Below are 21,396 nucleotides of genomic sequence, written 5' to 3'. Positions count from 1 at the left end.
GTCAGAGTCCTCCTACGAAGCGTCCTGGAGCCAGCACGCGCTGGGGGTCGAATTCAGCCTTGACCCTGCGCATGAGGTCCAGCGCAGCGATGGGCCCCCAGGTGTCCAGGCCCGGCTTGAGCGCGGCCGGGGCGTCCAGCACGATCGTGGAGCCACCGAGGGCGCTGCTGGTCCGCCGGATTGAGGCGAGTGCTGACGCGAGTGAACTCGCGTCGGCACTGCCGGCATCAACGGGGAGGGCGGCATAGAGCACGCCGGTGCCGGCCGATCCGATGACGGTTGCGCCGTGGCTGGTGAGCTCGGCGACCAGCTCAGGTATGCCGCTCAGCCGCGCCGTGGTCTTCAGCAGCGCGCCACTGCTGCCCTGCGCGTGCTCGGCCGGCGAGGGCATCGTGGCCCACCAGGTCGGTGCCTCCTGGTGGACCCAGGCGTCCGCACCCAGCTGATCGGCCAGTTGCTCGGCCCGGGCCAGCGCGCCCGCCTCGGTGCCCTCTATCAGCGCGACGACCGTCGGGTCGAGGCCGGGGGCGGCGTGCACCTCCACAGCGTTGGGCACGAGCTGGCTGGCGATCATCGTGGCCAGGACCTCACCCAGGCGGTCGGCCGCCAGGGTCAGGCCGACCCAGTGGCTGGCAGCCGGAAGCGGGTGCAGCCGGAGGGTCACCTCGGTGATGACCGCGAGGGTGCCGAACGAGCCGGTGAAGAGCTTGGAAAGGTCATAACCCGCAACGTTCTTGACCACTTTGCCGCCTGCTTTGGCGGCGGTCCCGTCGGCGCGCACAAACTTCACGCCGATGACCAGGTCGCGGAGGGTGCCCACCCACATCCGCCGCGGCCCGGAGACGTTGGTCATCATCGCGCCACCGACAGTGCTGCCGGCTGCGATGTCAGGAGCACCGGTGCCGCTGACGGTGCCCACCCGTGGGCGTGGCGCGAGCACATCGTCCAGCGCGACCTGGTGGCCCGCGTCGGCGAGCAACCCTTGCAACCGGGCGAGCGGCATACCTGCGCCGACGGTGGCGATGAGGTCTCCGCGCGCGTGCTCGACGAGGCCGTTCATCGCGGTCGTGTCGAGAAGGAGGTCGACCCGCTCGGGCGGGCGGCCCCACGTCAGCTTGGTGCCGTGGCCGCGGACGACGACCGCGAGCTCTCGCTGGTGGCAAGCCCGCAGGAGATCTGCGGTCTGGGCCGCCGACTCGGGGCGAGCCACCATCTGGGCGGCGACACCGTCGACGTGGTCGTCATCGGTGGCAGCGCTCACGTGACCGGGCAGGTCGGAGACAAGGGCCATCAGAACAGCTCCGCCAGACCGGCCTGCTGCAGGGGGTGGGACCCTGACACGATGCGCGGACGTTCACCGCACAGACGCGGGGTCGGGTAGATCTTGCCAGGGTTGGCGATGCCACCGGGGTCGAAGGCGCACCGGATGAGCTGCATGGTGTCCAGGTCGTCGCCGGTAAACATCCGGGGCATGAACTTGGCCTTGTCGGCCCCCACACCGTGCTCGCCGGTGATCGACCCGCCATGCTCGATGCACAGATCCAGGATCTTCCCGGAGACCTCTTCGGCCCGCTCGGTCGCGCCTTCGACGTCGGCGTCGAAGAGGACGAGCGGGTGCAGGTTGCCGTCTCCGGCATGGAAGACGTTGGCCACCCGCAACCCGTACTCCGCCCCGATCTGCCCGATCCTGCGCAACACCTCCGGCAGGGCGGTGCGGGGGACGACGCCGTCCTGGACGAGGTAGTCAGGAGAGATGCGGCCGACAGCGGCGAAGGCTGACTTGCGGCCCTTCCAGATCTCGGCGCGCTCGCCCGCGTCCGTGGCCATCCGAAACTCGAACGCGCCCGCCGCCATGCAGTGGCGTTCGACCTCGGCATACTCGTGCGCGACCTCCAGCGCCGGCCCGTCGAGCTCGACGACCAGCACCGCACCCGCGCCCGCGGGGTAGCCGCAGGCGACCGCAGCCTCTGCTGCCTCGATCGCGAGCGCGTCCATGATCTCGATCGCCGCCGGCACGATGCCGGCGGCGATGATCGCACTGGTCGCCTCACCGGCCTGGCCTATCGTCTCGAAGCCAGCCAGGATGGTGCGGACCTCCTCTGGCAGGCGCACCAGCCGCACCGTCGCGCTCGTGGCGATGCCCAAAGTGCCCTCCGACCCGACGAAGGCTCCGACCAGGTCGTAGCCCGGTGCGTCGGGTGCGTCGGTGCCGAGGGTGACCTCCTCGCCCGTCGGCGTCACGATCTGCAGAGACAGGACGTGGTTGCTGGTGAAGCCGTATTTGAGACAGTGCGCGCCGCCGGAGTTCTCGGCGACATTGCCGCCGATCGAGCAGATCTGCTGACTGCTCGGATCCGGTGCGAAATAGTAGCCGTGCGGGGTGGCGGCCTTGCTCACCTGCAGGTTGATGACGCCGGAGTCCACGACCGCGCGTTGGTCCTGCGGCCGCAGCTCGTGCAGGGTGCGCAGGCGGCTGGTGACCAGCAGCACGCCCTCGGCGTGGGGGAGGGCGCCGCCGGACAGTCCGGTGCCGGAGCCACGGGCCACGAAAGGCACCCCGTGCTTCGCGCACGAGCGGACGGTGGCGCTGACCTGGTCGGGGGTGTCCGCGAGCACGACGAGGGCGGGGGTGACGCGGTAGGCGGCCAGCCCGTCGCAGTCGTAGGTGCTCAACTGGGTCGGGTCGGTGATCAGGTTGGGCCCGGGTATGACGTGCGTCAGATCGGTGAGGACGTCGTGCACCGAGCCTACGGGTGGGTCAGACGCCATACCTTGTCCTCCTCGACGAGAGCGGCAGGAGGGACCACGTCCAGCGTGGGCTCCTCCTGCCGCTCATCCTAATGGTCAGACCACGGTTGGTCCATCCTTGCTGACGGTCAGGGCATCGCCTCGTAGGCCGGGAGGGTGAGGAAGTCGGCAAAGTCTTCCGACAGTGCCATCTCCAGGAACAGTTCCTTGGCCTCGACGTAGTCCCCGCGGTCGCTCGGCAGGGTGTCCAGGACCTCCTCGGTCAGTTGCCTGACCAGGTCGCGGGTCACCGTCTGACCGGTGTCGTCCAGGCTGATGCCGTTGTTGATCCACTGCCAGATCTGGCTGCGGGAGATCTCGGCGGTGGCCGCGTCCTCCATGAGGTTGTGGATGCCAACCGCGCCGCTGCCGGTCAGCCATCCCGCGAGGTACTGGATGGCCACGTCGATGTTGGCGCGCAGACCTTCCTCGGTCACCTCACCCGGCGTGCTCTTCACGTCGAGCAGCTGGGCGGCGGTGACGGAGACGTCGTCGCGGGTCTTGTCGACCTGGTTGGGGCGGTCACCCAAGACGGCGTCGAAGACGTCGCGGGCGGTCTTGACCATGCCCGGGTGCGCGACCCAGGAGCCGTCAAAACCGTCGCCGGCCTCGCGCTGCTTGTCGGCGGTGACCTTCTCGAAGGCGGCCTTGTTGACGGCCTCGTCCCTGGACGGGATGAAGGCCGCCATGCCGCCGATGGCATGCGCCCCGCGCTTGTGGCAGGTGCGCACCAGCAGGTCGGTGTAGGCGCGCATCATCGGAGCGGTCATGGTCACCGCGTTACGGTCTGGCAGCACAAAGTCCGCGCCGCGGGTGCGGTAGGTCTTGATGACGCTGAACAGGTAGTCCCAACGGCCGGCGTTGAGCCCGGCGGAGTGTTCCTTGAGCTCATAGAGGATCTCCTCCATCTGGAACGCGGCCGGGAAGGTCTCGATCAGGCACGTCGCACGGATCGTGCCCCGGGGGATGCCGAGGGCGTCCTGGGCCATGATGAACGCGTCGTTCCAGATCCGGGCCTCGAGATAGTGCTCCATCTTCGGCAGGTAGAAGTAGGGGCCCTTGCCAGCATCCAGCTGCAGTTGCGCGCTGGCGACCATAAAGAGAGCGAAGTCGACCAGCCCGCCGGAGGTGCGCTCGCCGTCGACCATGATGTGCTTCTCATCCAAGTGCCAGCCACGGGGACGCATGACGATCGTCGGCAGCTCGGACTGGTCGGTGGTCGACAACGCATAGTCCTTGCCCTCGGGGGAGGTAAAGGAGATCGTGCCGGCGATGGCATCGCGCAGGTTCATCTGCCCCTCGACGACGTTGGCCCACAGGGGCGTGTTGGCGTCCTCCTGATCGGCCAGCCAGACCTTCGCGCCGGAGTTCATCGCGTTGATCGTCATCTTGCGGTCGGTGGGGCCGGTCATCTCCACGCGGCGATCGATCAGCCCGGGGGCATGCTCGCCAACCCGCCAGGAGTCGTCCTCGCGAACGCTGGCCGTCTCGGGAAGGAAGTTCAGGTCCTGACCCGCGGAAACTTCGTGGACCGTCGTGGCCCGGGCGGCCAGTCGTTCCTGGCGCTGCGGCTCCAGCGCGCGGTGGAGGCTGGCGATCAGCTCGAGGGCGGGACGGCTGAGAATCTCCTCATAACCGGGCTTGAGCTCGCCGGTGACCTCCACCCCCTCGGGCAGGTCCAGGCTAGCGGTTGACGGGGCGGACACGTCGGTCATGTGGGCTCCTTGTGGCAGTTTTCCACTAGGCGGAATTCGTTATCCGCCTTCTCCCAGGAGCCTAACGCAGGTGGCAGCGCTCCGTCGTGCGGGGAAGAGTTGCGCCGTGAGAGTCTCAAGGATGGCAGGACACGAGATTGTCTTCAGCGTCGATGACCGGCCGACCCGCGCGGAGCTGATCGAGCTCTACGACGCGGTCGGGTGGACCTCCTACACCACCAGACCGGAGGCGCTCGAGGACGCTGTCGCCGGCTCTACCCGGGTGGTGACAGCCAGATATGGCGATGAATTGCTCGGGCTGGCCAGGGTGCTGTCGGACGGCGCGAGCATCGCCTACCTCCAGGACGTCCTGGTGCGTCCCGAGTTGCAGCGGGAAGGCGTGGGACGCCAGTTGGTGCAGACCGCCCTGGAGCCCTACGGGCACGTGCGCCAAAAGGTGCTCCTGACCGACGACGAGCCCCGCCAGCAGGCGTTTTATGAGTCGTTGGGGTATGTCGAGGTGAGGGACTACGGGGAGGGCCACCTCCGGGCTTTCGTCAGGTTCGACGAGACGTCCGCACGCGAGCGTAGAGTCGGAGCACAGACCCCCTAGGAGTTGCTATGCCTGAGCACATCGTCGTCATCGGAGCTGGCCTGGCCGGCGGGAGCGCGGTCACCGCGCTGCGCGAGGGAGGGCACACGGGCCCGATCACCCTCCTTGGGACAGAAGAGCGAGTGCCCTATGAGCGACCTCCGTTGTCCAAGGGTTACCTCATGGGTGAAAGTTCCTTCGAGGAGGCACAGGTCCACGACGCTGACTGGTATCCGAAGAACGAGGTGGATCTGCGCACCGGCACCACCGCGACCGGCCTTGACCTGGCCAACCGGACGGTGCAAACCACCGGTGGCGACGTCACGTACGACAAGTTGCTGCTCGCGACCGGCGCCTCCCCTCGCCACCTAGCGCTCGCGGACGACTCTGGCGTGCCCACGGCATACCTGCGCAATGTCGAGGACAGCAACCAGATCCGCGAGCAGTTCGGCGAGGGCAAGAAGATCGTCATCATCGGCGCCGGCTGGATCGGCCTCGAAGTGGCTTCGGCCGCCCGCAAGGTAGGGACCGAGGTCACGATCTTCGAGCGCGCCGCTCAGCCGCTGCTGCCGGTGCTCGGCCCGGAGGTGGCAGCGCGGTTCGCCGCCGTCCATCGTGCCCATGGCGTCGATCTGCGGCTCGACACGGAGGTCACCGCCGAGGACCTGGCCGGCGCTGACCTCGTCGTGGTGGGGATCGGCGCGATCCCCAACACGCAACTGGCGGAGGACGCCGGCCTCGACGTCGACCACGGCGTGCTGGTCGATGCGACGCTGCGCACCTCGGACCCAGATGTCTACGCGGTCGGCGACATCGCCAATCAGGACCACCCCACGCTCGGACGGGTCCGCGTGGAGCACTGGGACACCGCGATCGAGCAGGCCAAAGTGGTGGCCCGCAACCTGCTCGGCGCACAGCAGGACTATGACCGACAGCCCTACTTCTTCACCGACCAGTACGACCTCGGGATGGAATACTTCGGTCGTGGCAGCGGTTCTGACCGGGTCATCACTCGCGGAGACCTCGGCGACGGCTCTGGCACCTTCCGCGCTTACTGGGTCCGGGACGGCTTGGTGGTCGCGGCGATGCACGCCAATGACTGGGACGCCTCCGACGAGCTGCGTGACTCCGTCGGAACGGACGCAGCGCAGGTCGAGGACCAAGACGGATGAGCACGCTGCAGGACATCCTGGAGGCAGAGCACCACACCATCGACGACGGCATCCTGCGGTATGTCGAGGGCCTCCGGAGCGATTCCACCGATTCTTCCGACCTGACCGCGGCGCTGGCGCTGCTGCGCCGGCATATCTACCTGGAGGAGGAGTTCCTCTTCGACGCGGTGAAGGAGGCCGGGCTCGCGATGCCGGTCTTCGTCATGCTCAAAGAGCATGGCGAGCTGTGGCGGGCCATGGACGCGCTCACTGAGCAGGTCCGCTCCGACGCTGAGCCCGACGACCTGGTCGCGGCCTGCCAGAACTTGCTCTCTGCGCTGGAGAAGCACAACCTCAAGGAAGAGCCACTGATCTACCCGCATGCCGACACCGTGCTCACCGACGAGGAGGCCACGACGCTGCGGGACTTCCTCGACTCAGGATCCCTGCCCGACCAGTGGATCTGCCAGTACGCCGACGACTGAGAGCGACACGAACGCGGCCGCGCCACCCCTTGGGTGACGCGGCCGCGTTCGTGAGCAAGCTCAGCCGCCGAACAACTTGCTTCCCTGATCGAAGAGCAGGAAGGCGGAGAACCCACCGTAGAAGAGGCAGGCCCAGATGATCGCCCCGAAGCGGAACCCCTTCAGGCCGATCTCCCGGGGGAGCACACTGCGGTTGAGCCGCAGGAGCAGCACCGAGTAGACGAACATGACCAGACCGTTGAGGGAGCTGGCGATGACGATGAGCAGCAGCGGCTGATCCACGCCGGACAAGAGGATGATCGAGCCGAAGAGGATCATGGTCCAGACGAAGATGAAGTAGAGCCGGCTCTCGCTGATGTTCGAGTCCCTCAGCGTCGTCGTCTTCAGCACGTCGGCGGCCAACCGTCCGACCATGTCCAGGATCGTGAGGTTGGTCGAGTAGAGCACGGCGCTGCCGGCGACCCAGAAGAAGGTGGACAGCCACGGCCCTTGCAGCTCGCGGAGGGCCTCGCCCTCCAACTTGATGAAGTCGAAGCTCGCGGCCTCCCCGCCAGTGCCCAGGGTGACAAAGGTCAACGCCATGAAGACCAGCAGCGTGATGCCACCGATGACGAGGAACGTGATGGTCTGCTCCTTGTCTGCGACCTTCCACCACGCTTTCCACTTGCGCATGTTCTCTTCGTCGCGCTTGAAGAAGTAGCCGGTGGTCGGTTGCACGACCTCCTCGCCGGTGAAGGGTGAGACCACCTTGGGCAGCAGGGCACCCATGCCCAGGCCCTTGTCCCGGACCCAGTTGGACTGGACCAGGTTCATCGCGCCGCCAGCGCCGGCGAAGGCGATGGCACCCAGGAGCAGCGCCGCCGGGACCTCGGCGATCGCCGCGGGGAGTTTCTGGATCTCCACGAAGCCCATGGCCAAACCCTTGTAGCCCTCGCCGCCGATCAGCACGATGGCCGCATAAAGGACGAAGAGGATGATGAAGGCGACCAGGAAGAACTGGATCTTCTCCACCGTCTTGTAGACGACCGGGGACAGGGTCAGCACCAGGCCGATGACGATCAGCACCCCGATCGTGATGAACGGGATCTTGTCGGCGTCGAAGCCCGTCGCGAAGGACAGCGTCGTGGTCCCGCCGGTCGCCCAACCGGGCCACATCCACGGGATCACGGTCATCGCGATGAACAGCCAGCCCCACGGCTTCCAGAGCCGGGTGAAGCCGACGACGGCGGTCTCACCGGTCGCCAGCGTGTAGCGCTCGATCTCCATGTTGAGGAAGTACTGCGTGGTGATGCCGATGACCACCAGCCAGACCAGCGCGAGGCCGACCTGGGAGGTGATGTAGGGCCAGAGCACGAACTCGCCCGAGCCGATGGCCCCGGCGAGCAGCAGCACGCTGGGGCCGATGACCTTCCTCAGGGGCAGGGGCTCCGGAAGATCTCGGTAGGTGACCGGGGGGACATGCTTCCAGGGGATCTCGTGCGCAATCTCGCCCTCGGGCACCGTTGGCGGGTCGCCACCGAGAGTGTTGTCGGCCAGTTGGTCAGACACGTGGGCCTCCTTGCCATGGGTGTCACTTACGCGGTGGCCCGGAATCTACACCCATTTTTCGCGCTTGTGTGGGATGTGTCACACCCTTTCTCGGATTGGTCTGACCAGGTGGGAACAAATGGTCGACCAATGGGCCAGGAAATGGCCGCCCAATCAACGTCGTCGCGCATCCGGGCAGTTGCGCGGAGGGCCGCCTATGACATGGGACACTGAAGAGACTGTCCGGCCCACGACATACCTCGAGGTTGAAACCAAGCGTGTCTCCACTTGCCCCTCCCGACTCGGTGCCTGCGCCGGCGTCCACCCCGCCGGCGAGCATCCGCAACTTCTGCATCATCGCCCACATTGATCACGGCAAGTCCACCTTGGCTGACCGGATGCTCCAGGAGACCGGAGTCGTTCAGGGACGGCAGATGCGGGCGCAGTTTCTGGACCGCATGGACATCGAGCGCGAGCGTGGCATCACGATCAAGAGTCAGGCCGTCCGCATGCCATGGGCGGTCGGCGGGCAGACCCAGATCCTGAACATGATCGATACGCCCGGGCACGTCGACTTCACCTATGAGGTCAGCCGCAGCCTCGCGGCGTGCGAGGGCGCGGTCCTGCTGGTCGACGCGGCGCAGGGCATCGAGGCGCAGACGCTGGCCAACCTCTATCTGGCGATGGAGAACGACCTGACCGTCATTCCGGTCCTCAACAAGATCGATCTCCCGTCGGCACAGCCCGAGAAGTATGCCGAGGAGCTCGCCGGCCTCATCGGCTGCGACCCGGCCGAAGTGATGCGCGTCTCGGGCAAGACCGGGGAGGGCGTGATTGAGCTCCTCGACCGGATCGTCGAGCTCATCCCGCCCCCTGTGGGCGACGCTTCGGCACCCGCCCGCGCGATGATCTTCGACTCCGTCTACGACACCTATCGCGGGGTGGTCACCTACGTCCGCGTGATCGACGGGTCGCTCTCGCCACGGGAGCGCATCGCGATGATGTCGACCAAGGCCACGCACGAGCTCCTCGAGATCGGGGTGATCAGCCCCGACCCGGTCCCGTCCAAGGGTCTGGGCGTGGGCGAGGTCGGCTACCTGATCACCGGTGTGAAGGACGTGCGGCAGTCCAAGGTCGGTGACACGGTGACCAGCGCCACCAGGATGGCGACGCAGGCGTTGAGCGGCTACAAGGAACCTCGGCCGATGGTCTTCTCGGGCCTTTATCCGCTGGACGGCTCGGACTACCCGATCCTGCGAGACGCCCTGGACAAGCTCAAACTCAATGACGCGGCCCTGGTCTATGAGCCGGAGACGTCAGCCGCGCTGGGCTTCGGCTTCCGCGTCGGCTTCCTCGGCATGTTGCATCTGGAGATCGTCAGGGAGCGGTTGGAGCGGGAGTTCAACCTCGAGCTGATCTCCACCCTGCCCAACGTGGAGTACCAGGTGCAGCTGGACGACACTACCGTCGTCGACGTCACCAACCCCAGCGAGTTCCCCTCGGGCCGGATCTCTTCGATCACCGAGCCGATCGTGCGCGCCACCATCCTGGCGCCGAGCGAGTTCATCGGGGCAATCATGGAGTTGTGCCAGAGCCGGCGTGGGACGCTGCGTGGGATGGACTACCTCTCCCCCGAGCGGGTGGAGATGCGCTACACGCTGCCCCTGGCAGAGATTGTCTTCGACTTCTTCGACGCACTCAAGTCGCGCACCCGCGGTTATGCCTCGCTCGACTATGAGCCCGACGGGTCGCAGGAGGCAGACCTGGTCAAGGTGGACATCCTCCTGCAGGGCGACCAGGTCGACGCCTTCAGCTCGATCGTGCACAGGGACAAGGCCTACGCCTATGGCGTGCTGATGGCCACCAAGCTCAAGGAGCTGATCCCGCGCCAGCAGTTCGAGGTGCCGGTGCAGGCCGCGATCGGTGCCCGCGTCATCGCCCGCGAGACCATCCGCGCGATCCGCAAGGACGTGCTCGCCAAGTGCTACGGCGGTGACATCAGCCGCAAGCGCAAACTGCTGGAGAAGCAGAAGGAGGGTAAGAAGCGGATGAAGATGGTCGGTGCCGTGGAGGTGCCTCAGGAAGCCTTCATCGCGGCACTCTCCCAGGACGGGAGCGCTGCGGAGAAGGGCAAGAAGTGAGCGTGCCATTGCCTCCGCCTCCACCCCCCGGTCATTTTGCGCTGGGCAACCCGGTGATCGGGCCGCGACCGCAGGCCCGCACCCGCTCCTTCACCCGTCGAGGCGGGCGGATGCCGCATACCCACCAGGTCGCTTGGGACCGGCTCTCCGGCGAGGTCGTGCTCGACCTTCCGCGCACCGCAGGGGAGGGCTCGACGATCATCGAGCCGGGCTACCGCTTCGAGGCCACCGCCGCCTTCGGCCGGTCGGCGCCGCTGGTGGTGGAGATCGGCTCTGGCTCCGGTGATGCGCTGGTCGCGGGCGCGACCGCCCGACCGGAGTGGGACTTCCTCGCCTTCGAGGTATGGCGACCCGGCATCGGGCATGCGCTGGCCAAGATGGGGGAGCGCGCCCTGCCCAATGTGCGCATCGTGGAGGCCGACGCCGCGCTCGCGCTGCAGACGATGGTCGAGCCTGGATCCGTCCGTGAGGTCTGGACGTTCTTTCCCGACCCGTGGCCCAAGCAGCGTCACCACAAGCGCCGGATCGTCTCCCCGGACCTCGTCGAGGCCGTGGTCGCTGCGCTCGAGGACGGCGGGGTGTGGCGATTGGCTACCGACTGGGTCGCTTATGCCGCCGCGATGCGCGCGGTGATCGGTGCCGACCAGCGGCTGTCGCCGGTGTCGACCGGTCGCGCTCCGCTGCGCCCACCCACCCGTTTCGAACGTCGTGGCACGGCCGAGGGTCGGGAGATCGTCGACCTCGCGTATGTGCGAGCGGAGCGTGACTGAGCGCGGCACGGCGGCTTCGTCGGTGGCATGTTTGAAGGCGCTACCCTCGCCCTGCTGGTCATGGGTGCGTACCTGCTTGGCGCGACCCGGTGGCATGGCCCCAAGAGTGAGCGGGACCTGCACGAGGGTAAGGCCTGGCTGCCGAGCCGGGACACCGCTGACGGCCAGGGAGCGAGTTGAGATGCCTGCCCACCTGAATGGTGTCGAGGAGAGTCTCGCTCTGACCGAGGCGATCGGCGCAGCGATTCTCGGTGAGGACAACCCTGAGCGCACCGAGACCCTTCACCCAGCTGAGCCCGGCGACCATCTCGCGATCGTGCGTCGCTGCGCTGCCGCCGAACACGCATCACGTGAGCTGCTGCAGCAGGCGGTCCGCGCGGCCCGCGCGAGCGGGCACAGTTGGGCCACGATCGGTGCCGAACTAGGGCTGAGCCGCCAAGGGGTGCAGCAACGCTTTGGCGCTCGCCCGGAGCCGGAGGACAGTCCGCAGTATCGCTGGCTCGGACCGGTCACCGCCGTTGACGAGCTGCCGGAACTGCAACTGGCCGGGCGCCTGGGCTGGCACACGGTCGGGGCTGGGATGTTGCGTCACAAAATGGTACGCACTCACACCCAGTGGGAGCACAGGCGGGTGGTGTGGACCGGGCCCTTACGCCGCTACGAGCAGGACGGTTGGCAGGTCGGGTGCCGTGCCTTCCCCTGGGCCTACCTGGTGCGCGACTTGGGAGTGCCTGCAGAGTCGACCTCGGGCAGCAGGGCAACCGTGCCACGCTCCGACGCGGTCTCGGGATAGGAAACCCCTGCTCAGTCGCCGACGGTGTCCCGGGCCCGTTTGACGAGCCGCGGATCCGGCCGCAGCACGATGTCGTGGTCCTTGCCTTCGTACTCGAACTTGGACAAGAAGTGGCGCATCGCGTTGATGCGCGCGCGCTTCTTGTCATTGGACTTGATTGTCGTCCACGGGGCCCAGTCGGTGTCGGTGCGACGAAACATCTCCTCCTTCGCCGCGCCATACGCCTCCCAGCGGTCCAACGACTCCAGGTCCATCGGGGAGAGCTTCCACTGGCGCACCGGGTCGAGCTGCCGGATCGCAAAGCGGGTCCGCTGCTCGGTCTGCGTCACCGAGAACCAGTACTTGGTGATGGAGATGCCCGTGTCGACGAGCATCTTTTCGAACTGCGGCGCATGCTCCATGAAGGTCTCGTACTCCGTGTTGGAGCAGAAGCCCATGACCCGCTCGACTCCCGCACGGTTGTACCAGCTGCGGTCGAACAGCACGATCTCGCCGCTCGTCGGCAGGTTCTGCACGTAGCGTTGGAAGTACCACTGGCCGGCCTCGACCTCGGTCGGCTTGTTGAGGGCCACCACCCGTGCGCCGCGTGGGTTCAGATGCTCGGTGAATCGCTTGATCGACCCACCCTTACCGGCCGCGTCCCGGCCCTCGAAGACGAGGATGTGCCGGGTGTCGTTGTCCTTGGCCCAGTACTGGAACTTGAGCAGTTCGACCTGCAACAACCACTTCTCGACCTCGTAGTAGTCCCTGGTCATCCGCTCCGCGTAGGGATAGTCCTCACGCCAGGTGTCGACGGCACTTCCCTCGGGCGTGATGAGGTCCGGATCTGACCCCTGATCGTCGCGCACCGTGAAGCCGGCATCACGCAGGTTGTCGATGTACTCACGGAGACGTTGCTGCACCTCTTGAGACTAGCGTGGGCAGCAGTTGAGCAGCCACGGCGCCAGCGCGGCCTGGCGATCGACATGGGCGGGTGGCATTCATGGCCCGGGCCATGGTGGGAGACTGGGGGATATGCCGTCCACCTTTCCCCCGGGTGATCCGGGGCCCGCTGACGGCTCCCTGCCCGGGGCCGTCCTGGATGGTATGTCGTCGCGCACCTTCTCGGTCTATGTGCACGTCCCGTTCTGCCGGGTCCGGTGCGGCTACTGCGACTTCAACACCTACACGCTGCCTGAGCTGGGGGAAACGGGGCACCGTCAGGACGTCGGGGAGCCCCTGCCTGGCTTGATGGGCGATTTCACCCGCGCAGCGCATGCCGAGCTCGCGTTGGCCCAGGGCGTCCTGGACGCCGGTGATCCACCACCGGTGTCCACCGTCTTCGTCGGCGGTGGCACTCCTACGATGCTGCCGGCGGAGGTGCTCGGAGGTCTCGTCGATGACGTGCGGGACCGGTGGGGACTGACGCCGGGGGCGGAAATCACCACCGAGGCCAACCCGGACACGGTGACCCCCGAGGTCGCCCAGGCACTGGCCGCTCGCGGTTTCACGCGGGTCAGCCTGGGGATGCAGTCCGCCGTGCCGCACGTGCTGGCCACACTGGACCGCACGCACCGACCGGAGAATGTGGCGAGCGCGTTCGCGGCCGTGCGGGCGGCAGGAATGCAGGCCAGTCTCGATCTCATCTACGGCACGCCGGGGGAGTCCTTGGACGACTGGCGCACCAGCCTGCAGACCGTGGTCGAGCTCGACCCGGACCATGTCTCCGCGTACGCCTTGGTCGTTGAGGAGGGCACCGCCCTGGCTCGGCAGGTCCGCAGGGGTGAGGTGGCCGCGCCGGATGACGACGACGAAGCCGATAAATACGAGCTGGCCGAGGCCATCCTCGGTGCGGCCGGCTTCTCTTGGTATGAGATCTCGAACTGGTCCAAAGGTGCGGAGTCGGCGTGCGAGCACAACCTGGCCTACTGGCGCGGCGGTGACTGGTGGGGCATCGGGCCAGGGGCGCACAGTCATGTCGGGGGCGTGCGGTGGTGGAACGTCAAACACCCCCGGGCCTACGCCGAGCGGCTTCAGAGCGGGCTGAGCCCCGCGCACGCTCGCGAGGTGCTGGATGAGGAGCAGCAGTACGACGAGACTGTCCTGCTGGGGAGCCGACTGGCGCAAGGACTACCTCTGCAGGCGCTGTCGGTGAGCGGACGCCGCGCGGTCGCAGGGCTTATTGCGGACGGGCTCGTGCAGGGTGCCCCGGCCATCGGTGGCCGGCTCGTGCTGACCCTGCGTGGACGGCTCCTCGCCGACACCGTCGTCCATCGGCTCCTCGCTGACCCTCACGGAGAGCGTTGCTGGCAGGTCGACGGAGCGTCGACTTTGCCGACACGCCCTGCAGGTGCCACGCAGGAGGGCCCCAGGCAGTAAAAATATGGCTAGATCCTGCCGGGTATGAGCCAGCAGGGCCTACCGCGAGAGCGCAGTCCCACCCGACGTGACGTGCCTGGTGAGGCCCACGCGGGAAAAGGTGAGGCCCGCTTCGCGAAGTATGAGTTCGCGAAACGGGCCTCGGACCAACGGTGATGACAGTTGGACGATCGCAAAGGTGTCCGGGGCTCGAACTCTGCATCACCAGAGCTTCACGGACCCGGTGCACGAGGCACCGGACCGATTCATCGAATCCTCGACGAGTCTTGCGACCCGCTCTCCCTTGCGGGATCGCGTAAGAGAGTTCTATCCCAGGCTGTCCTCAGATGCAAGAGGTCGGAGGGAAAAATCTGGCACAGACCGGCGTGTCTGGCTTGACACGCCGGTCCGTGGGGCTGGTGTGGCGACAAAGCCACCGTCGCTTTTGGAGCGTGCGGCTAGTGCAGGATCGGGACCTGGAACGGGTACTGGTAGACCTGCCCGTCCAGCGTCTTCATGACGGCCCGGACATGCACCCAGACGACGACGATGAAGACGACGATGAGGATCGGGATCGCCCAAATGAGACCGATGCCGAGGGTGAGGATCACGCTGAGCCAGGTCAGTGCCGTGACCACGAACGTGGAGACGTTGAAGTTAAAGGCCCCCGCAGAGGCCGCGCGGACGGCCGGTGACTTGTCCTTGAAGAGGAGCCAGATCAACAGTGGCCCCAGAAAAGGCAGCGAACCGGCACTGAGCAGGTAGGACGCCGGCGCCGAGAGGTGAGCCAGCAGCATCATGGTCTTGTCCTCGCCATCGAGGCGAGAAGGGGCGGGTTGATAACTCTGGCGGGGGTCGGGGTTGTATGTCATACGGGTCTCACTCCCTGTCGGATGAAGGAACGGTGACGAAGTCGATCAGTTCTTCGACGCTGGCCAGCAGCGTTGGTTCCACGTCGCTGTAGGAACGCACAGAGGCCAGGATCTTCTTCCAGCCCAGGGCGACATCGGTCTGCGTGGTGTGCGGCCAGCCGAGTTCTTCTAAGATTCCGTGCTTCCAGGACCGACCGCGCTCGATGACGGGCCACGCCGTCAGCCCTAGGCGCGCCGGCTTGACTGACTGCCACACGTCGACATACGGGTGGCCGAGGATCTTCACGTGGCGGCTGACCTTGCTGGCCTCCCCCACGATCCGGGTTTCCTTGGTGCCGGGCACGAGATGGTCCACGAGGATGCCGAGGCGACGGTCCGGCGTCGGCGCAAAGTCTTTGATCAGCGCGGTGACGTCGTCGACGCCGTCCAACATCTCGACCACCACCCCTTCGACCCGCAGGTCGTCGCCCCAGATTTTCTCAACCAGCTCGGCGTCGTGCTTGCCCTCGACCCAGATGCGAGATCTGCTGGCCACGCGCGCCTGCTGCGCCCGGACCGCGACCGACCCGCTCGCGGTCCGGGAGGCAGCCCGCTCGGCGGCCTGCACCTGGGCTCGGCGCGCGGCGGTCGGGGGAGTGAGGATGACTGGCTTGCCGTCCACCAGGAAGCCAGGCCCCAGGGGGAATCCCTTGCGTCGTCCGCGCCGGTCCTCCAGATGCACGACCTGCATCCCGCCGGCCTTCTCGACGAGGACGACGGCCCCGCACCACCCGGTGTCCACATCTTCGACGACCAGCCCCGCCGAGGCCTCGACCGGCTGGGCGCGTCCCCGCTTGGGGGCACGCCAGTCTGTGGAGAGCACGTCGGCACCGTAGCGATCAGTCACGGCCACTGAGGCTAGGCGTCAGGGTGCCAGTGTCGGGGCAGGCTCGCCCGGAGTGCCGGGAGTCAGTGGTGCGGCCTACCCTGGGAACCATGACGCAGACCCGCACCGAACGCGACAGCATGGGCCCCATCGAGGTGGCGGCGGACCGTTACTGGGGGGCGCAGACGCAGCGCAGCCTCGGCAACTTCGATATCGGCCGTGACACCTTCGTGTGGGGACGCTCGATGATCCGCGCCCTCGGCTTGCTCAAGAAGGCGGCCGCCCGCGCTAACGCCGACCTGGGCGAGCTCGACGCGCTGGACGAGGCGGCCCGTGCCGCGGTCGTCCAAGCCGCCGACGAGGTCGTCCGTGGCGACCTCGATGAGCACTTCCCGCTCGTCGTCTTTCAGACGGGCAGCGGCACGCAGAGCAACATGAACACCAACGAGGTCATCGCCCACCGCGCCGATGAGATCCTCACCGGCTCCGTCACCGCCGAGCTGACGGTGCACCCCAACGACCACGTCAACCGTGGCCAGAGCAGCAACGACACCTTCCCGACCGCGATGCACGTCGCCATCGCGCTGGAGCTGGCCGAGCGCCTGTATGGCGAGGTGGGCGGCCTGCGCGACACGCTGGCGGCCAAGGCGGAGGAGTTCGGGGACGTCGTCAAGACCGGTCGCACCCATCTGCAGGACGCCACCCCGGTCACGCTGGGTCAGGAGATCGGTGGTTGGGTCGCCCAGCTGGACTATGCGCTGGCGCAGGTCAGGCATGCGCACGAGGGCCTCTACGAGCTGGCGATCGGCGGCACCGCGGTGGGGACCGGGCTCAACGCCCACCCCGAGTTCGGGGCGCGGACCGCGGCTTACCTCGCCGAGGAGACGGGCCAGCCCTTCCGCACCGCGGACAACTACTTCGCCGCTCTCTCTGCCCACGATGCTCTCGTCAGCGTGAGCGCTGCCCTGCGCACCCTCTCCGGGGCGTTGATGAAGATCGCCAACGACGTGCGCTGGCTCGCCTCTGGGCCGCGCAACGGCATCGGCGAGATCACCATTCCCGAGAACGAGCCGGGATCGAGCATCATGCCGGGCAAGGTCAACCCCACCCAGGCAGAGGCGCTGACGATGGTCGTGACCCGCGTCTTCGGCAATGACGCGACCGTGGCGTTCGCCGGCAGCCAGGGCAACTTTCAGCTCAACGTCTACAAGCCCGTCATGGCGCACGCTGTGCTGGAGTCGATCCGGCTGCTGGCTGACGGCTGCCGGTCCTTCACCGAGCACTGCGCGGTGGGGATCGAGCCGGAGCGCCAGCACATCAGTGAGCACCTAAGCCGCAACCTCATGCTGGTCACGGCACTCAACGTGCACATCGGCTATGACAAGTCTGCCGCGATCGCCAAGCACGCCCACAAGGAGGGGTTGTCGCTGCGAGACGCCGCCGTCGCCAGCGGTGACGTCACACCCGAGCAGTTCGACCAGTGGGTAGTGCCGGCAGAGATGACGCACCCGCGCGACGTCTGATCCCACGCGGACTGTCGGTGGTCTGGCGCTCCGCTAGAATTGGCACTCTAGAGGCCAGAGTGCCAAGGTGGAGCGGGCCGCGTTGACGGGGGGCTGCCCACCGCGAGGGAGTTGGGCCAGCGAGAGGAGCTAGTCATGATCGAAGAGCGCCGTCTCGCCGTGCTGCGCGCCATCGTCCAGGACTATGTCAGCACCTCCGAGCCAGTCGGCTCCAAGGCACTTCTGGAGCGCCACCGGCTCGGCGTCTCCGCGGCGACGGTCCGCAACGACATGGCTGCCCTCGAGGAGGAGGGCCTGATCACTGCGCCGCACACCAGCGCCGGCCGCGTCCCCACCGATGCCGGCTACCGTCTTTTTGTCGACCGGCTCTCGGCCGTCAAGCCCCTGACCCGCGGCGAGCGCGTCGCCATCGAGCGTTTTTTGCATGGCGCGCACGACCTGGACGATGTCGTCGGCCGGACCACCCGGCTGCTCTCCAGTCTGACGCACCAGGTTGCCGTGATGGCCTACCCCAGCCTGTCCCGTTCCACCGTGCGGCACATCGAGCTGGTCCCCCTCGGCGGCCCGCGGCTCATGGTCGTGCTCATCGTCGACACGGGTCGCGTCGAGCAGCGGGTGGTTGACGTCGGTCGCGACCTCGCCGGCTCGGAGGAGCTGGTCGCCAACCTGCGCAACCGTGTCAACGCCGCGGCCGTCGGGCACCCGCTGCCTGCGGTCCAGGCCCGGCTCCTGCCCGTCATCGATGCCGTCCCCGAGGAGAGCCGGGCGGTCGCGCGCGCGGTCAACGTGGCTCTCGCCGACGCTGCCCATGAAGAGAGCGATGACCGGGTGGCCCTCGCCGGCACCGCCAACCTGGCCAGGGTCGGCAGCGACTTCCCCACCTCCCTGTCCGATGTCCTGGACGCGCTCGAGGAGCACGTCGTCCTGCTCCGGCTGATGGGCAGCATGTCGACGCTCACGGACGGAGACGCCGTGGCGGTCTCGATCGGAGGGGAAAATCTTTACGAGCCGCTCCGCACCACTTCGGTGATCACCACCAACTACGGCGCGACCGGCGGCCTGGGCGTCGTCGGCCCCACCCGGATGGACTACCCGCACGCCATGGCGGCCGTCCGTACGGTGGCCCACTACGTCGCCGAGATCCTCGACGGGTGACTCACCTCATACCCCGATCTGAGCACCATCGGGCATAACCCGACCCCCACCCACCGTTGCCAGGAATTAGACCCGGGACCACGACACAAGGACGCCGCACGCCGTGAACGACTATTACGCAGACCTCGGGGTTTCCCGCGACGCCACGATCGAAGAGATTAAGAAGGCCTACCGCAAGAAGGCCCGCAAGCTGCACCCGGACGTCAACCCCGGGGCGGACGCGGAGGCAGAGTTCAAACGCGTCTCCCAGGCTTATGACGTGCTCTCCGACACGACGAAGCGTGACTCCTACGACCGCGGCCAGGACCCCTACGGCGGTGCTTCGGGTGGTTACGGTCAGGGCTTCACCTTCACCGACATCATGGACGCCTTCTTCGGCGGCACTGCCGCGGGGCACCGCGGACCGCGCTCGCGCGTCCAGCGCGGCCACGACGCCCTCGTCCGGCTGGACATCGACCTGCCGACTGCGGTCTTCGGCGGCGAGCAGAGCCTCACCCTGGACACCGCCATCCTGTGCACCACCTGCTCCGGCGCGGGAAGTCAGCCCGGCACCGGGACGCACCGCTGCGAGATCTGCGCTGGACGCGGAGAGGTGCAGCAGATCCAGCGGTCCTTCCTGGGCCAGGTGATGACCTCCCGTCCGTGCCAGGCCTGCCGCGGTTATGGCGACGTCATCGACCACCCGTGCTTCGACTGCTCCGGCGAGGGCCGGGTGCGCACCAGGCGTGAGCTCACCCTCAAGGTCCCCGGCGGCGTCGACACGGGCACCCGCATCCAGCTCGGCGGGGAGGGGGAGGTCGGGCCGTTCGGCGGCCAGGGAGGGGACCTTTACGTCGAGATCGCGGTCGAGCCGCACGAGATCTTCCACCGTCGCGGCGACGACCTGCACTGCACCGTCGAGGTGCCGATGACCGCTGCCGCGCTGGGGACCACCATCCCGGTGGAGACGCTCGACGGTGCCAGCGACGTCCAGGTCGAGGCGGGCACCCAGCCTGGCCAGACGGTCACCCTCGCAGACCGTGGTGTGACCCACCTACGTGGTCAGGGTAGAGGCGACCTCGTCGTCCACCTCGACGTCGTGGTCCCGACGCGTCTGACCGACGCCCAGCGCGACCTGCTCACCGAGTTGGCCCGCGAGCGCGGAGAGTCCCGCCCGGAGGGCAAGATGACCAGCGCAACACACTCGCGCAAGGGCAAGCTGTGGGATGCACTGCTCGGCCGCTGACGGGCCGGTCGTGACCGCGCCGCACACTTCGACCGCCCGCCCCGCAGCCCGGGCCCGCCTCGACGGGCGGACAGGAAGATGAGCATCTCCCCGGCGGTCGCGGAGATCCCTGTGCCACGCTCGATCTTCGCACCCGGCCTGCGCAGCGCCTCGGTCGGCGCGACCGCCCTCATCGCGATCTTCGCGCTGGAGTACATCGCGGTCGGGGCAGCCATGCCCACCGTCGCCGAGGCCCTGGATGGCTACCACCTCTACAACATGGCCTTCGGCGCGATGGTTGCCGCCAGCGTGATCGGCATGATCGTCGGCGGGTGGTGGTCGGACCGCGCCGGTCCCAAGCCGGTCGTTGTCGCCGGCACCGCACTCTTCACGGGGGGCCTGGTGCTCAGTGGGCTCAGCCCGACGATGGAGATCTTTTCCGTCGGGCGTGCGCTGCAGGGCCTGGGCAGCGGGCTGTCCATCGTCGCGCTGTATGTGGTGATCGCCCAACGCATCCCCGACGTCCGCCGCCCAGCCGTCTTCTCGCTGCTCGCGGCCGCCTGGGTCGTCCCAGGACTGGCCGGACCGCTCCTGACCGGGGTCCTCGTGCAACACCTGTCGTGGCGCTGGGTCTTCCTCGGGGTCGCGCCCTTGGTTGGCCTCTCGCTGCTCGTCCTTTGGCGTGCTTTGGCGGCCACGCACGCCGGCGACGATTCGCCATACCTCAAACCGTCCGTCGTCGTCTGGGCCGTGGCCGCCGCGGTGAGCGTCGGCCTGCTCAACCTGGCGGGGGACTCGATCCGACCCGTGGAGTGGGTGGTGGGAGCCGTGGCCGTCGCGGTCCTGCTGGCCGCCAGTCTGCATCTGCTGCCCGCCCGCACACTACGGTTCGGTCGCGGGCTGCCCTCGGTGATCGGAGCCCGCAGCGCGATGGGTGGAGGGTTCATCGCGGCCGAGGCCTACCTGCCGCTCATGCTCCGTGACGAGCACGGATACTCGCCGGCGATGGCGGGCGGCGTGCTCGCGGCCGCTTCTGTCAGTTGGGCAGTCGGGTCGTGGATCCAGGGCCGGCTGCCGGAGGCTACCGACCGCTACCGAGTGATGATGGTCGGCGCGAGCATCTTTGCGGGCTTCATGGTGCTCATCGGCGTCGCGATGTGGGCGCAGTGGCCGGGCTGGCTGCTCATCGGGCTCTATGGCATGGCCACCTTGGGCGTCGGCCTCGCCTACCCGACGACCACGCTCCTGACCATGCGCCTCTCGCCGGCCTCCGAGATCGGCCGCAATACCTCCGCGCTCTCAGTGGGGGAGGCGCTCATGAGCGCACTCTCGCTCGCGTTGACCGGCGTCGTCTTCGGGATCTACTACCAGAGCGCACCACACACCGCCTTTGTGGGCACGCTGGCGGTCGCGATCTGCGTCAGCGCCCTCACTGTGGTCAGCGCAGCGCGCGCCAGGCCACCGCTTCCGACCGCCCCGCTGCATGGCTCGGCCTAGGAT

General features: G+C 67.6%; 18 protein-coding genes. 11 read left to right on the top strand and 7 right to left on the bottom strand.

Annotation, left to right across the window (positions count from 1 at the left end; all coding sequences use genetic code 11):
* Position 1: 1 nt before the first annotated feature.
* From Q4P07_RS06335 to aceB, 3 genes are all read right to left on the bottom strand, one after another.
* Positions 2–1,291, bottom strand: coding sequence for an FAD-binding oxidoreductase (locus Q4P07_RS06335; RefSeq protein ID WP_303374061.1), 1,290 nt, complete (start codon positions 1,289–1,291; stop codon positions 2–4).
* Positions 1,291–2,769, bottom strand: coding sequence for an FAD-linked oxidase C-terminal domain-containing protein (locus tag Q4P07_RS06330; RefSeq protein ID WP_303374060.1), 1,479 nt, complete (start codon positions 2,767–2,769; stop codon positions 1,291–1,293). The genes Q4P07_RS06335 and Q4P07_RS06330 overlap by 1 nt, the downstream gene beginning before the upstream one ends.
* 107 nt (positions 2,770–2,876) lie before the next feature.
* A complete protein-coding gene (gene aceB, locus Q4P07_RS06325; RefSeq protein WP_303374059.1) occupies positions 2,877–4,502 on the bottom strand; it encodes a malate synthase A in 1,626 nt (541 codons plus the stop codon).
* A 121-nt stretch (positions 4,503–4,623) separates the two neighbouring features.
* On the opposite strand from aceB, the gene Q4P07_RS06320 reads away from it, so the two are divergent.
* The 3 genes from Q4P07_RS06320 to Q4P07_RS06310 are packed head-to-tail and all read left to right on the top strand — an operon-like array spanning position 4,624 to position 6,709.
* Entirely contained in the window at positions 4,624–5,094 is a 471-nt protein-coding gene (locus Q4P07_RS06320) for a GNAT family N-acetyltransferase (RefSeq protein ID WP_303374058.1), read from the top strand.
* Between the two features lie 8 nt (positions 5,095–5,102).
* On the top strand, positions 5,103–6,245 hold the full coding sequence (locus Q4P07_RS06315) for an NAD(P)/FAD-dependent oxidoreductase (RefSeq protein WP_303374057.1): 1,143 nt from the start codon (positions 5,103–5,105) through the stop codon (positions 6,243–6,245).
* Positions 6,242–6,709 carry a hemerythrin domain-containing protein gene (locus Q4P07_RS06310; RefSeq protein ID WP_303374056.1) on the top strand — a complete coding sequence of 156 codons (468 nt, stop codon included), beginning with the start codon at positions 6,242–6,244 and terminating at the stop codon, positions 6,707–6,709. Before Q4P07_RS06315 ends, Q4P07_RS06310 begins: the two co-directional genes overlap by 4 nt.
* Positions 6,710–6,769: 60 nt before the next feature.
* On the opposite strand, the gene Q4P07_RS06305 is transcribed toward Q4P07_RS06310, so the two are convergent.
* Positions 6,770–8,257: an Nramp family divalent metal transporter gene (locus Q4P07_RS06305; protein WP_303374055.1), complete on the bottom strand. Its 1,488-nt coding sequence runs from the start codon at positions 8,255–8,257 to the stop codon at positions 6,770–6,772.
* 257 nt (positions 8,258–8,514) lie between these two features.
* Here Q4P07_RS06305 and lepA point away from each other — a divergent pair, with 257 nt between their 5' ends.
* From lepA to Q4P07_RS06290, 3 genes are all read left to right on the top strand, one after another.
* A complete protein-coding gene (lepA, locus tag Q4P07_RS06300) occupies positions 8,515–10,377 on the top strand; it encodes a translation elongation factor 4 (RefSeq protein ID WP_303374054.1) in 1,863 nt (620 codons plus the stop codon).
* A 2-nt stretch (positions 10,378–10,379) separates the two neighbouring features.
* On the top strand, positions 10,380–11,147 hold the full coding sequence (gene trmB, locus Q4P07_RS06295; RefSeq protein ID WP_303374053.1) for a tRNA (guanosine(46)-N7)-methyltransferase TrmB: 768 nt from the start codon (positions 10,380–10,382) through the stop codon (positions 11,145–11,147).
* Between the two features lie 181 nt (positions 11,148–11,328).
* Entirely contained in the window at positions 11,329–11,940 is a 612-nt protein-coding gene (locus Q4P07_RS06290) for a hypothetical protein (protein WP_303374052.1), read from the top strand.
* A gap of 11 nt (positions 11,941–11,951) precedes the next feature.
* Here the strand turns inward: Q4P07_RS06290 and ppk2 are convergent, their stop codons facing one another.
* The gene (gene ppk2, locus Q4P07_RS06285) at positions 11,952–12,842 is read right to left on the bottom strand and encodes a polyphosphate kinase 2 (protein ID WP_303374051.1); all 891 of its coding nucleotides are present in this window, start codon (positions 12,840–12,842) and stop codon (positions 11,952–11,954) included.
* 112 nt (positions 12,843–12,954) lie between these two features.
* Here ppk2 and hemW point away from each other — a divergent pair, with 112 nt between their 5' ends.
* Positions 12,955–14,298 (top strand): radical SAM family heme chaperone HemW, encoded by a 1,344-nt coding sequence (gene hemW, locus Q4P07_RS06280; protein WP_303374050.1) that lies wholly within the window; start codon positions 12,955–12,957, stop codon positions 14,296–14,298.
* A 437-nt stretch (positions 14,299–14,735) separates the two neighbouring features.
* Here the strand turns inward: hemW and Q4P07_RS06275 are convergent, their stop codons facing one another.
* Together Q4P07_RS06275 and Q4P07_RS06270 are read right to left on the bottom strand one after the other, a co-directional pair.
* Entirely contained in the window at positions 14,736–15,149 is a 414-nt protein-coding gene (locus Q4P07_RS06275; RefSeq protein ID WP_303374049.1) for a DUF4870 domain-containing protein, read from the bottom strand.
* Between the two features lie 7 nt (positions 15,150–15,156).
* Positions 15,157–16,035, bottom strand: a complete 879-nt coding sequence (locus Q4P07_RS06270) for a DUF3097 domain-containing protein (protein ID WP_303374048.1) — start codon at positions 16,033–16,035, stop codon at positions 15,157–15,159.
* An 89-nt stretch (positions 16,036–16,124) separates the two neighbouring features.
* Here Q4P07_RS06270 and fumC point away from each other — a divergent pair, with 89 nt between their 5' ends.
* The 4 genes from fumC (at position 16,125) to Q4P07_RS06250 (ending at position 21,393) form a co-directional block, all read left to right on the top strand.
* Positions 16,125–17,537 carry a class II fumarate hydratase gene (gene fumC / locus Q4P07_RS06265; RefSeq protein ID WP_303374047.1) on the top strand — a complete coding sequence of 471 codons (1,413 nt, stop codon included), beginning with the start codon at positions 16,125–16,127 and terminating at the stop codon, positions 17,535–17,537.
* Positions 17,538–17,672: 135 nt separating this feature from the next.
* Entirely contained in the window at positions 17,673–18,692 is a 1,020-nt protein-coding gene (hrcA, locus tag Q4P07_RS06260; protein ID WP_303374046.1) for a heat-inducible transcriptional repressor HrcA, read from the top strand.
* 103 nt (positions 18,693–18,795) lie between these two features.
* Entirely contained in the window at positions 18,796–19,917 is a 1,122-nt protein-coding gene (gene dnaJ, locus Q4P07_RS06255) for a molecular chaperone DnaJ (protein WP_303374045.1), read from the top strand.
* A 78-nt stretch (positions 19,918–19,995) separates the two neighbouring features.
* Entirely contained in the window at positions 19,996–21,393 is a 1,398-nt protein-coding gene (locus Q4P07_RS06250) for an MFS transporter (RefSeq protein WP_303374044.1), read from the top strand.
* Positions 21,394–21,396 lie beyond the last annotated feature (3 nt).

Source organism: Ornithinimicrobium sp., from assembly GCF_030537745.1.
Taxonomy (GTDB): domain Bacteria; phylum Actinomycetota; class Actinomycetes; order Actinomycetales; family Dermatophilaceae; genus Ornithinicoccus.
Note: the sequence above shows the minus strand (reverse complement) of the source record. Positions and strands in the feature narration are given on the sequence as shown.